Here is a 12,702-nt window from a genome sequence, read left to right as displayed (position 1 = left end):
CGCGCCACTACCCAGGACAAACGATCAGTCAAGCCGAACTTTACTTTTTCGATTATGTTCATTAAAGTTCGAAAACGAACACTATCGGTTCGATAGCTTTCTTTACATGACGTAGGGGACACAGCAGGTGACGCAAGGCTCTAGATACGATTTGCTCGTCGTGGGCGGCGGGATCAACGGCGCCGGCATCGCACGCGACGCCGCAGGGCGCGGCCTGTCCGTGTTGCTCTGCGAACAGGACGATCTGGCGGCGCATACGTCGTCGGCCAGCACCAAACTCATTCACGGCGGCTTGCGCTACCTCGAGTACCGCGAGTTCGGACTCGTGCGCAAGGCGCTGCAGGAACGCGAAACGCTGCTGCGCGCCGCGCCGCACATCATGTGGCCGCTGCGCTTCGTGATGCCGCACATGCCGAACCTGCGGCCGGCCTGGATGATCCGCGCGGGCCTGTTCCTTTACGATCACCTCGCCCGCCGCGAACTGTTACCGGCCTCGCGCGGCATCGACATGCGCCGCCATCCGGCTGGCGTGCCGCTGATCGAGTCGATCAAGCGTGGCTTCGTGTACTCGGACGGCTGGGTCAATGACGCCCGTCTCGTCGTACTAAATGCGCTCGACGCGCAGGAACACGGCGCCACCATCCTCACCCGCACCAAGCTCGTGAGCGCCGTGCGCGCCGGCGGCGAATGGCACGCGCAACTGCGCCGCGCCAATGGCACGCTGCTCGATGTGCGCGCCGGTTCGATTGCGAACGCAGCGGGCCCGTGGGTGGGCGAACTGCTGCACGGCGCACTCGGCCGCGACGCGAACCACAGCGTGCGCCTCGTCAAGGGCAGCCACATCGTCGTGCCGCGCCTGTTCGAACACGATCACGCGTACATCTTCCAGAATCCGGACAAGCGGATCATCTTCGCGATCCCGTACGAGCACGACTACACGCTGATCGGCACCACGGATATCGAATACCGCGACGACCCCGCCAAAGTGGCGATCAACGCGGACGAGACGCAATACCTGTGCGACTCGATCAACCGCTACTTCAAGCAGCAGATCTCGCCGCGCGACGTACGCTGGACCTACTCGGGCGTGCGTCCGCTGCTCGAGGAAGAAGGCGCGGACAACCCCTCGGCTGTCACGCGCGACTACCGCCTGGAGCTTGACGCCCCGGCCGGTGAGGCGCCGCTGCTGTCGGTGTTCGGCGGCAAGATCACGACCTTCCGCAAGCTTGCCGAAGAAGCTGTCGACGAACTCGGCCGCGCGCTGCGCAATCCGGCTCCGGCGTGGACCGCCGGCGCGGCGCTGCCGGGCGGCGATATTCCGCAGGCCAATTTCGAACGCTTCCTCACCCAGTTCAGGCAGCAGTACGGCTGGCTGCCGGCCGATCTCGCGCATCGTTACGGCCGTGCTTACGGCACGCGCGCCAAGCACGTGATCGGTGAAGCACGCTCGCTCGACGAGTTGGGCCACGCCTTTGCGCCGGGCCTGTACGAAGCCGAACTGCGTTATCTGCGCGACGTGGAATGGGCCCGCAGCGCGCAGGACGTGTTGTGGCGCCGCTCGAAGCTCGGCCTGCACGTCGAGCCAGGCACGCTGGAAAGCATCACCAAGGAAATCGACGACTGGTTCGCACGCTCGCCCGCACCGCTCGAGCGCGCGCCGCTCAAGCAGGCCGCCAGCCAGCATGCATGAGTACGCATGAGCATGAATGAGCACGCTTAAGAACGCATAAGCACGGCACGCCCATCGCAGGCGTGCTCCGCGCAAAGCACCAAAAACACCGTATTCCGGCGCGCAGATCAGCAATCTGGAATGCACGAAGCCACGGCCGTTGCAGCATCCAAAAACAACAAGCCGTTCCCGTCGCCGGATCTTCAATCCGGCGACTCATAACATGGAGAAGAGACAATGCAGGATCAGTACATCCTCGCGCTCGACCAAGGCACCACCAGTTCGCGCGCAATGCTTTTCGACCGTCAGGGCAACATCGTTTCGACGGCACAGAAGGAATTCCAGCAAATCTATCCGCGTCCGGGCTGGGTCGAACATGACCCGCAGGAAATCTGGTCGACTCAAGCAGGCGTCGCGGCTGAAGCCGTGACCCGTGCGGGGATGAACGGCACCTCGATCGCCGCTATCGGTATCACCAACCAGCGTGAAACGACGATCGTGTGGGACCGCGAAACCGGCCACCCCATCTATAACGCGATCGTCTGGCAAGACCGCCGCACCGCCGACTTCTGCGACGGCCTGAAAGCACAGGGGCTCGAAGAGAAAGTCCGGGCGAAGACCGGCCTGCCGATCGACGCATATTTCTCCGCCACAAAGATCCGCTGGATTCTCGACAATGTCGAAGGCGCGCGCGAAAAGGCCAACCAGGGCCGCCTCGCCTTCGGTACGGTCGATAGCTGGCTGGTGTGGAACTTCACCAAGCACGAGCTGCACGTCACCGACGTGACCAACGCGTCGCGCACGATGCTGTTCAACATCCACACGCTGCAATGGGACGACGAGCTGCTGCAGGCGCTCGACATTCCGCGCAGCATGCTGCCGGAAGTGCGTGCCTCGTCGGAGATCTACGGCCACACGAAGACCACCGTGTTCGCCTCGAAGATCCCGCTCGGCGGCATCGCAGGCGACCAGCACGCCGCGCTGTTCGGCCAGATGTGCACGCGCTCGGGCATGGTGAAGAACACTTACGGCACCGGCTGCTTCCTGATGATGAACACCGGCGAAAAGCCGATCGAATCGAAGAACAACCTGGTCACGACCATCGCCTGGCAGATCGGCGACCAGATCAACTACGCGCTCGAAGGCAGCATCTTTATCGCAGGTGCAGTGGTGCAGTGGCTGCGTGACGGTCTCGGCATCATCAAGAGCGCGTCGGAAATCGAATCGCTCGCCCGCACGGTGCCGCACGGCGACGGCGTGTACCTTGTGCCGGCTTTCGCTGGCCTTGGCGCACCGCACTGGAATCCGCGCGCCCGCGGCACGTTGTTCGGCGTTACGCGCGGCACGACCTCCGCGCATATTGCCCGCGCTGCGCTCGATTCGATCGCCTACCAGTCGCTCGACGTGCTGAAGGCGATGGAAGCCGACTCGGGCATCCGCATCGGCGAATTGCGCGTCGACGGCGGCGCCTGCGCCAACAATCTGCTGATGCAGTTCCAGGCCGACATTCTCGGTGTGGACACGGTGCGTCCGAAGATCAGCGAAACCACGGCGCTCGGCGCAGCGTATCTGGCGGGTCTGGCAGTCGGCTACTGGAAGGACGTCAACGAAGTGCAGAGCCAGTGGGCACTCGATCGCCGCTTCACGCCGGATATGGAGCCGCGCGAGGTCACCGACAATCTGGCCGGCTGGCAACGTGCAGTCCGTGCAGCTAAAGCATGGGCTGACACGCCCTGATCGGTTCACGCCTGCGTGTATAGGCCCTCGCCAGTAGAGCCTGTACACCTCGACAAAACGCGATCAACCCTGTAATTTGCCGCGCAATTGATTATCAGTGACGCCGAGAGGCCGCTTCCGCAGCGGCCTCCCTAACAAATATATTTTGGAGAACCAATCATGTCACCTTACATAGCCGAATTCATCGGCACTGCCATGCTCGTGCTGCTCGGCAACGGGGCCGTCGCTAACGTGCTGCTCGCCCGCACCAAAGGCAAGGGCGCCGACCTGATCGTCATCGTGATGGGCTGGGCAATGGCGGTCTTCATTGCCGTCTTCATCACGGCGTCGTTCAGCGGCGCGCACCTGAACCCAGTGGTGACGATCAGCCTCGCGCTGGCCGGCAAGTTCGCCTGGAGCAAGGTGGCCGGCTATATCGCGGCGCAGATGCTGGGCGGCATGGCGGGTGCGGGCCTCGTGTGGATGGCGTACCGCCAACACTTCGAGAAGGAAACGGATGCCGACATCAAGCTGGCCACGTTCTGCACGGCGCCGGCGATTCGCAGCGCCCCGCATAACTTCCTGACCGAAATGATCTGCACGTTCGTGCTGATTCTCGGCGTGCTGTATCTGGCCTCGCCGCAAGTCGGTCTGGGCGCGCTGGATGCCTTGCCGGTCGGCCTGCTGGTGCTCGGTATCGGCATTTCGCTCGGCGGCCCGACGGGTTATGCAATGAGCCCGGCGCGCGACCTGGCCCCGCGTCTGATGCACGCGCTGCTGCCGATCCCGGGCAAGCGCGACAGCGACTGGCGCTATGCATGGGTGCCGGTGCTGGGCCCGCTCGCCGGCGGCGCCGCTGCTGCATGGCTGTACCTGCATATGCATTAAAGCTAATACCGGACGGGAGCGAACGGCAGGCTCGCGCAGACGGCAACAAAGCACGTATGATGATGCTTTCAGTTTGCGCACGGACCGAAAGGTCCACGTTCCTCTCGCTCCCTGTTCCGGCATGCTCGATCATCTCATTTGTGACTGCGACGGCGTTCTCGTCGACAGCGAAGTTATCGCTGACCACGTACTCCTTGAAACGCTGTCGGCCACCTTCCCCGGCCTCGACTTCACCAGCGTCGTGAAAACGGCGTTCGGCCAGCAGACCTCTCGCTTTCTCGAAGGCATCGAGGCGTCGTTCGGCATCACCTTGCCGGAAAATTTTCTGGAAACGGTTGAGCACAACGTCGAACTGGCGCTGAGCTCGAAGCTGAGCGCCGTGGGCGGCGTGCGCGACGCGCTGCAACGCGTGTCGCTGCCGGCGGCGGTCGTATCGAATAGCCGGATGCAGCGCGTGCAGGCTTCGGTGCGGCGCGCGGGGCTGCAGCAGGTGTTCGGCGAACGCGTGTTCAGCGCCGAGCAGGTGTCAAGGCCCAAGCCCTACCCCGATGTGTATCTGTTCGCCGCTCAGCAACTGGGCGTGGAGCCGGCCAAGTGCCTGGTGGTCGAAGACAGCGTCGCCGGGCTGAACGCCGCGCGTGCGGCCGGCATGAAGACCATCGCCTTCGTTGGCGCGAGTCATATTCCGGATGGGTACGCGGATGCGCTACGCAAGATGGGCATGACGCGAATCATGCAGCATATGGATGAACTGCCCGCGCTTGTCGACGCAGGTGTGCGTGGTGAGTTTGCGGACGTGCAGTCGTAGGAGATAGCGTCGATCCGTGCAGGATCGTGCGAGCGCGGGATGATGCGAGTCGACGTGCGTTCGGCGGCGGCTCTTTCTGCCGGAATAAAAAACCCGCGCTGACCAGGCGCGGGTTTCTTCAGGCTGTGCGGATTCTCCCGCCGCTCAAACCTCGTCTGTGCAGCATTCGCGCGCCGCAGCCAGCGCCTCACGGAATTCCACCAGTTCGGCAATCGTCAGCATCGGCAGATTGTGTTGCGCCGCGAAGCGCTCCACGTCCGCGCCGCGCGTCATCGTGCCGTCCGGGTTCATCAATTCGCAGAGCACGCCAGCCGGCTTCAGGCCGGCGAGAATCGCCAGATCCACCGTGCCTTCCGTGTGGCCACGCCGCGCCAGCACGCCGCCGGGCATCGCGCGCAGCGGGAACACGTGGCCGGGACGGACGATGTCGGCCGGCTTCGCCGTATCGGCGATCGCAGCGCGAATCGTCGTTACGCGGTCGGCGGCGGAAACACCGGTCGTCACGCCTTCACGCGCTTCGATCGACACCGTGAACGCCGTGCCATGGCGGCTCTCGTTGTTGACGGCCATCGGCGGCAGTTCGAGCGCGCGAATCTTCTCGTCGGGCAGGCACAGGCAGACGATGCCGCTGCACTCACGGATCAGCAGCGCCATGGTCTCGTTGGTGAGCCGCTCGGCGGAGACGATCAGATCGGCTTCGTTCTCGCGGTCGTGGTCGTCCTGCAGGACGACAGCGCGGCCATCGCGCATAGCCTGCAAGGCAGCGGCGATACGCGGCGGAACCGGTTCGGTAGTGAGCAGGGGGAGATCGGCGAACGCGTCTTCCGCAATCGTCGAAGGGGCAGGAAAAGTAGTAAAGGACATTTGAAACGCTCTCGCAAAAGTTGGGCGAAAAACGTTTCAGGGCATTGCAAACAGGCAGCACTCGTCCCGCTGGACGTTCCAATGGAACGCCCATGCTCCGCTCAGGCCATCGAGCAGCGCAACGGGAACCGACATGACTATCTGCACATCTTCTTCCATCCGGACTATGACCGTCGGCTCTGGCATCGCACCAGATCTGCTGACCCCATGTCGACCAGAGTTAGTGCGAAGCACTTACTCCGGTCCCATGCAACGTTGTCGATCAGAGTTAGTGCTTCAGCGCTTACTCTGATCCCAGCAACGCACAACGACTTGGGCGCTCGCGGGCTCGCCGGCAAGCGCGATTGCGCTGCCTGCATACCGCCGGTGGGGAATTTCACCCCGCCCTGAAGACGCACTGATTGCCGGAATTTCCGGCAGGGGAAGCATACAACAGCCGCGCTCGCTCTGCAGCGAAGCGGCCATGGATTAGAACGACGCCTCGCTAGCCGCCGCGCGCAATCATTTCATCAAACCGGCGCCGCATGCCGCACCGCATCGTGCGGCACGTCCCAGCGCGGCGGCGTTTCCGCATTCAGCGTGACGCGAAACGCGCGCGCCTCGGTGTCACCAGGATTGCGCAGGCTATGCGGCTGATCGGCGTCGAACACGATTGCGTCGCCGGTGGCGAGCAACTGGCGCTGGTCATGCACGCTGACTTCGAGCGTGCCCTCGCTCACCACCAGATTGACCGTCGTGCCCGGCGCACGCCGTACGCCCGCCTCGGTATGGAGCGGCGCGATGCGCAATTCATGAAACTCGGCGGTCGCCGGTTCCGCATCGGGATACAGCGGTCGCGCTGAATACCGGCCGTTCGAACTGACGAGGCGCGTCGCGCGGTCGGCAGGCAGATGCTCGAAGCCATTGTTGGCATGGCGGCGCAAGAACGCGGCGACCGAGACCTTCAGCGCCGCCGCGACCTTACACAGCACCTTGATCGACGGCACGCTGCGAGCCGACTCGATCTGCGCCAGCATGGCACGCGAGACGCCCGAAGCGCGGGCCAGCGCGTCTAGCGACAACTGTCGTTCGGCCCGCAGGCGGGCGAGATTGACACCGACCAGATGTTCCAACGCATCGAAAGGTTCCGCGGCCCGCGGCCCATCGTGAGCATCGAGTGCGGCATCGCGAACCAGCGCAAGCGGTGAATTCATGAGTGCCTCCAGTAGCGCCGCCGGATGGCGGGCAAAAGGTTAGTGGAGGCAAGATAGCATCGCGATTCGCTACGCCCAACGAAGTTATCTTCACACTGTTATCAGTATTGCGGAGGACGATTCCGGCAAAGCTTGTGCCGAATTTTCATATGGCCTCGCCGCTAATCGCGCGATTGCTGAGCGGCGCATCCATGCGCGCCGCCAGCCACGTCAACAGCAGCGCCGCGAGGGAAACCGCCGCCGCGACCCACGGCAGTGCATCGAGCCCCAAACCGTGACCAATGGCCAGCCCGCCGAGCCACGCGCCCCCTGCATTGCCCAGGTTGAACGCGCCGATATTCAGCGTCGAGGCCAGATTCGGCGCTGCGGTCGCCTTTTCGACCACGCGCATCTGCAACGGCGGCACCGTGGCGAACGCGGCGATCCCCCAGACGAAAATCGTCACTGCGGCAGCCACCTGCGAATGACTGGTGCGCGTGAAAATTGCCATCACCACGGCGAGCGCCAGCAAAATCCCCATCAGCGACGGCATCAGCGCGCGGTCCGCGAGTTTGCCGCCGATCGTATTGCCAACCGTCAGCCCCACGCCGAACAGCACCAGAATCAGCGTGACACCGCGCGGCGAAAAACCACTCACCTGCTCGAGAATCGGCGCAATGTAGGTGAACACGACGAATACGCCACCGAACCCGACAATCGTCATCGCGAGCGCCATCCACACCTGCGGGTCCTTGAGCACGCGCACTTCATGCATCAGACCTGCCGGTCCCGTGTCGTGCTTGTTCGGCACCAGCGCCGCGACGCCCGCGAGCGAGACCACGCCGAGCGCGGCGACGACCCAGAACGCCATACGCCAGCCGAACTCCTGGCCGATGAAGGTGCCGAACGGCACCCCGAGCACATTGGCGAGCGTGAGTCCGGTGAACATCAGCGCAATCGCGCTGGCGCGCCTTTCCTGCGGCACGAGCGAGGCCGCCACCACTGCGCCGATGCCGAAGAACGAGCCGTGCGCAAACGACGTCACGACGCGCGCAATCATCAGCACCGAGTAGTCCGAGGCCACCGCGCACAACACGTTACCGACGATAAACACGCCCATCAGCAACTGCAGCGCGAGCTTGCGCGGCATCTTGCTGGTCACCACGGCAAGCAACGGCGCTCCAACCGCCACGCCGAGCGCATAACCGCTCACCAGCAAGCCCGCAGACGGAATCGAGACGGCGAGGTCGCGCGCCACCTCGGGCAGCAAGCCCATGATCACGAACTCGGTCGTGCCGATGGCAAAAGCGCTGATCGCTAGCGCAAGAAGGGGAATAGGCATAGCAAGACTCCAACCGCGAAATTTCAGTAAGCGGATTGTCCGTGGCCCCCGTCAATTTGAGAATTGGCGTAGCATTTGAATCATTTTCAAATTATTTTGAACAATCGATGCCCATGGATAACCTCGGCGACGTCCGCCTGTTCGTCGAAGCTGCGCAGTTGGGCAGCCTGTCGGCGGCCGGCCGCAAGCTCGGCCTGACGCCGGCCGCAGCCAGCGCCCGTCTGACGAAGCTCGAAACCGGCCTGAAGGCACGCCTGTTCGAGCGCACCACCCGCCAGTTGCGCCTCACCGACGAAGGCCGCCTGTACCTCAACTGCTGCCGCCAGGCGCTGAAGGCGCTCGACGACGCCGAGTCTTTGCTGCAGGAGGGACAGAGCGTGGTGCGCGGCAAGGTGCGGATTTCCGCGACCTCGGATTTCGGGCGCAACCTGCTGATGCACTGGCTCGACGAATTCAACGCGCTATATCCCGAGGTGACCTTCGCGCTGACCTTGTCGGATTCGCTGTCGAACCTGGTGCAGGAAGACATCGACCTCGCCATCCGCTTCGGCGTGCCGCAGGACAGTTCGCTGATCGCCCGGCCGCTGGCGCCGAACCGGCGCGTGTTGTGCGCCGCGCCGGAATACGTCGCGAAGCATGGCGAGCCCAAGGATCCGCTCGATCTGGCGCGATTTGACTGCATCGTGCTCGGCACGGCATCCGGGCCGGTCAACGAATGGCGCTTCACACGCGGCGACGAGATCCAGCACTACACGGTGCCGCTCGATACCGCCCGTGAGACCAATGACGGCGCGGTCGCCCGCGAATGGGCGCTGCGCGGCTACGGGATCGTGGTGAAGTCGATGTGGGACGTGGAAGCCGACCTGCGCTCGGACGGCCTGAAGGTCCTGCTGCCCGACTGGCGCTACCCCGACGCGCCGCTGCACGCGCTCTACCACCGCAACCGCTACATGGCCCCGCGCGTACGGGTGCTGCTGGACTTTCTGAGCGAGCGTTTCGCCCAGGTTTCGGACGAACTGGAAGCGCTGCTCGGCCTGCCGCAGCTGCGTCCGCATAAAAATCCCGTATCCGGTGAAGGGCTATAATGTTGGACTACGCTGAGAACATGCTGCGAGGCGTCCCCAAGGCTTCGTCCGGCCCTGCGCCGCGCCCAGCCCGCGCACGTTTTCGCCTCACTTCACTCTTAAACGACGCCCCCAGGTTAACCACTGCGACCGGCGAAATTCGATGATCAAGAAAGTTTATGTAAAGACCTACGGCTGCCAGATGAACGAGTACGACTCCGACAAAATGGTCGACGTACTCGGTGCGGCTGAAGGCCTGGTCAAGACCGACACCCCGGAAGACGCGGACGTCATTCTCTTCAATACCTGCTCGGTGCGCGAAAAAGCGCAGGAAAAAGTCTTCTCCGAACTCGGCCGTGCGCGCGAGCTGAAGGAAGCGAATCCGAACCTGATCATCGGCGTGGGCGGCTGCGTGGCGAGCCAGGAAGGCGCGTCGATCGTCGCGCGAGCGCCGTATGTGGACGTGGTGTTCGGCCCGCAAACGCTGCACCGTCTGCCGCAGATGATCGACAAGCGCCGCGAAAGCGGCCGCGCCCAAGTCGACATCTCGTTCCCGGAAATCGAAAAGTTCGACCATCTGCCGCCGGCGCGCGTCGACGGCCCGAGCGCCTTCGTCTCGATCATGGAAGGCTGCAGCAAGTACTGCAGCTACTGCGTCGTGCCGTACACGCGCGGCGAAGAAGTGTCGCGCCCGCTCGACGACGTGCTCACCGAAATCGCCGGCCTCGCAGACCAGGGCGTGCGTGAAGTGACGCTGCTCGGCCAGAACGTGAATGCATACCGTGGCGGCCTCACGCTCGGCTCATCCGAGATCGCGGACTTTGCGACGCTGATCGAATACGTCGCGGATATTCCCGGCATCGAACGCATCCGCTACACCACTTCGCATCCGAAGGAATTCACCCAGCGTCTGATCGACACGTACGCGAAGGTGCCGAAGCTCGTGAGCCACCTGCATCTGCCGGTTCAGCACGGCTCCGACCGTATCCTGATGGCCATGAAGCGCGGCTACACGGTGCTCGAATACAAGTCGGTGATCCGCAAGCTGCGCGCGATCCGTCCGGACCTGTCGCTGTCCACCGACATGATCGTCGGTTTCCCCGGCGAGACCGAGGAAGACTTCGACAAGATGATGGCGCTGATTCACGAGATGAAGTACGACACCAGCTTCTCGTTCATCTACAGCCCGCGCCCCGGCACGCCGGCGGCCAACCTGCACGACGACACGCCGCGTGAAGTGAAACTCAAACGGCTGCAACATCTGCAGGCTACGATCGAAGAAAACGTCGCCCGCATCAGCGAATCGATGGTCGGCAAGGTCGAGCGTATTCTGGTCGAACGTCCGGCGCGCAAAGACCCGAACGAACTCGCCGGCCGCACCGAAAACAACCGCGTGGTGAATTTCCCGGTGCCGCTGGCATCGCACGCGCGGCTGATCGGCCAGATGGTCGACGTGAAAATCGTGCAAGCGTACCCACATTCGCTACGTGGCGAACTCGTGCTGGTGCATGACGGAATGCACAACGACTCGCCGGCCACCACCCATTAAGCGCACTGAAACCGACAGGATCGATCCACCGCCTTGAAGACCACTCAGCAGCATCTGGAATTCACCGCACCGCGCGAAGACAACGCGCGGCTCGCCAACCTCTGCGGACCGCTCGACGAAAACCTGCGGCAGATCGAGCAGGCGCTCGACGTCACGCTGCAACGCCGCGGTCACCGGATCTCGATCCGCGGCCGGGGCGCCAAGGTGGCGCTCACGGCCCTCGAAAACTTCTACAACAGCGCGCGCGATCCGCTCTCGGTCGACGATATCCAGCTTGCGCTGGTCGAGGCGCGTCATCCGGCGCGCAGTCGTGCGAACGGCGCGGATAACCCGGACGCGCGTTTCCGTCACGACCCGGACCACCCGTTCGACGAGCCGGCCGACACCGGCGACGAAGACCTCGAAGAGCTCGGCCCGAAGCTGTACACGCGGCGTGCCGACCTGCGCGGCCGTACTCCGGCGCAGCGTGAATATCTGAAACAGATCGTCTCGCACGACGTGACCTTCGGCGTCGGGCCGGCGGGCACGGGCAAGACGTATCTGGCGGTGGCTTGCGCCGTGGACGCGCTGGAACGCGATCAGGTCAAACGCATCGTGCTGACGCGTCCGGCCGTCGAAGCGGGCGAGCGCCTCGGCTTCCTGCCGGGCGATCTGGCGCAGAAGGTCGACCCGTATCTGCGCCCGCTGTACGACGCGCTCTACGATCTGCTCGGCTTCGACAAGACCGCGAAGATGTTCGAGCGGCAGATGATCGAAATCGCGCCGCTCGCTTATATGCGCGGCCGCACGCTGAATCACGCGTTTATCATTCTCGACGAGGCGCAAAACACCACGCCCGAACAGATGAAGATGTTCCTGACGCGGATCGGCTTCGGCTCGAAGGCTGTCGTCACCGGCGACACCACCCAGGTCGACTTGCCGCGCGGCCACAAGAGCGGGCTGATCGAAGCGCAGCAGGTGCTGTCGGACGTGCGCGGCATTGCGCTCACGCGCTTTACCAGCGTCGACGTCGTGCGCCATCCGCTGGTGGCGCGTATCGTGGAGGCCTACGATGCGCACTCGCAGAAGAACGCGAGTCCCGCCGATGCACGCTGAATCAGCCATGTGGCATCGTATTGATGCCACGCATTAGACTGCCAAGAACGCCACACAATCAAGACGCATGAGCCGCGCCCCGAAACTGACGTTGAACCTGCAATTCCCCGCCGCCAAGGCCTGGCCGGAGCACAAGGCGATTCTGCCGCGCGCAACCGTCGCAAGCTGGGTCAAGGCGGCCCTCTTTGCCGATGCGGAACTGACCGTGCGCTTCGTGGACGCCGACGAAGGCCGCACGCTGAACCGCACCTATCGCGGCAAAGACTATTCGACCAATGTGCTGACCTTCGCCTATGCCGAATCGGAAGACGATCCGGTGACGGGCGATCTGATCCTGTGCTGCCCGGTGGTCGAAAAAGAAGCCGCCGAGCAGGGCAAAACGCTCGCCGAGCACTATGCGCATCTGCTGGTCCACGGCACGCTGCACGCGCAAGGCTACGATCACGAGGTCGAAGAGGAAGCGCAGGAAATGGAAGCGATCGAGACTGAGATCCTGGCCAAGCTCGGTTTCAGCGACCCTTACCAGTAACCCCTA

11 protein-coding genes and 1 riboswitch are annotated in these 12,702 nt (G+C 63.6%); of the genes, 8 read left to right on the top strand and 3 right to left on the bottom strand.

Annotated elements, in window-relative coordinates; genetic code table 11:
- The first annotated feature begins 127 nt into the window (after nt 1-127).
- The 4 genes from glpD to BLQ92_RS13815 all read left to right on the top strand — a co-directional run bounded on the left by glpD (nt 128) and on the right by BLQ92_RS13815 (nt 5,081).
- Nucleotides 128-1,690 carry a glycerol-3-phosphate dehydrogenase gene (glpD, locus tag BLQ92_RS13830; protein WP_090685061.1) on the top strand — a complete coding sequence of 521 codons (1,563 nt, stop codon included), beginning with the start codon at nt 128-130 and terminating at the stop codon, nt 1,688-1,690.
- Nucleotides 1,691-1,906: 216 nt separating this feature from the next.
- A complete protein-coding gene (gene glpK, locus BLQ92_RS13825) occupies nt 1,907-3,406 on the top strand; it encodes a glycerol kinase GlpK (RefSeq protein WP_090685060.1) in 1,500 nt (499 codons plus the stop codon).
- Nucleotides 3,407-3,565: 159 nt separating this feature from the next.
- Nucleotides 3,566-4,273: an MIP/aquaporin family protein gene (locus BLQ92_RS13820; protein WP_090685059.1), complete on the top strand. Its 708-nt coding sequence runs from the start codon at nt 3,566-3,568 to the stop codon at nt 4,271-4,273.
- A 121-nt stretch (nt 4,274-4,394) separates the two neighbouring features.
- Complete coding sequence (locus BLQ92_RS13815) at nt 4,395-5,081, top strand: HAD family hydrolase (RefSeq protein ID WP_090685058.1); 687 nt, start codon at nt 4,395-4,397, stop codon at nt 5,079-5,081.
- A gap of 144 nt (nt 5,082-5,225) precedes the next feature.
- Here BLQ92_RS13815 and ribB read toward each other — a convergent pair whose 3' ends face one another.
- From ribB to BLQ92_RS13800, 3 genes are all read right to left on the bottom strand, one after another.
- Nucleotides 5,226-5,945, bottom strand: coding sequence for a 3,4-dihydroxy-2-butanone-4-phosphate synthase (ribB, locus tag BLQ92_RS13810; RefSeq protein WP_090685057.1), 720 nt, complete (start codon nt 5,943-5,945; stop codon nt 5,226-5,228).
- A 143-nt stretch (nt 5,946-6,088) separates the two neighbouring features.
- Nucleotides 6,089-6,343, bottom strand: a riboswitch (FMN riboswitch).
- Between the two features lie 111 nt (nt 6,344-6,454).
- Nucleotides 6,455-7,138: a helix-turn-helix domain-containing protein gene (locus BLQ92_RS13805; protein WP_090685056.1), complete on the bottom strand. Its 684-nt coding sequence runs from the start codon at nt 7,136-7,138 to the stop codon at nt 6,455-6,457.
- A 145-nt stretch (nt 7,139-7,283) separates the two neighbouring features.
- Entirely contained in the window at nt 7,284-8,459 is a 1,176-nt protein-coding gene (locus BLQ92_RS13800; protein ID WP_090685055.1) for an MFS transporter, read from the bottom strand.
- Nucleotides 8,460-8,572: 113 nt separating this feature from the next.
- On the opposite strand from BLQ92_RS13800, the gene BLQ92_RS13795 reads away from it, so the two are divergent.
- The 4 genes from BLQ92_RS13795 to ybeY all read left to right on the top strand — a co-directional run bounded on the left by BLQ92_RS13795 (nt 8,573) and on the right by ybeY (nt 12,696).
- On the top strand, nt 8,573-9,544 hold the full coding sequence (locus tag BLQ92_RS13795) for a LysR family transcriptional regulator (protein WP_090685274.1): 972 nt from the start codon (nt 8,573-8,575) through the stop codon (nt 9,542-9,544).
- 142 nt (nt 9,545-9,686) lie between these two features.
- A complete protein-coding gene (gene miaB / locus BLQ92_RS13790; RefSeq protein ID WP_090685054.1) occupies nt 9,687-11,072 on the top strand; it encodes a tRNA (N6-isopentenyl adenosine(37)-C2)-methylthiotransferase MiaB in 1,386 nt (461 codons plus the stop codon).
- A 33-nt stretch (nt 11,073-11,105) separates the two neighbouring features.
- Complete coding sequence (locus tag BLQ92_RS13785) at nt 11,106-12,167, top strand: PhoH family protein (protein WP_090685053.1); 1,062 nt, start codon at nt 11,106-11,108, stop codon at nt 12,165-12,167.
- A 67-nt stretch (nt 12,168-12,234) separates the two neighbouring features.
- Nucleotides 12,235-12,696 (top strand): rRNA maturation RNase YbeY, encoded by a 462-nt coding sequence (gene ybeY, locus BLQ92_RS13780; protein WP_090685052.1) that lies wholly within the window; start codon nt 12,235-12,237, stop codon nt 12,694-12,696.
- Nucleotides 12,697-12,702: the final 6 nt, after the last annotated feature.

This window comes from Paraburkholderia phenazinium (genome assembly GCF_900100735.1).
Lineage (GTDB): Bacteria > Pseudomonadota > Gammaproteobacteria > Burkholderiales > Burkholderiaceae > Paraburkholderia > Paraburkholderia phenazinia.
This window is presented reverse-complemented; position numbering and strand designations above follow the sequence as displayed.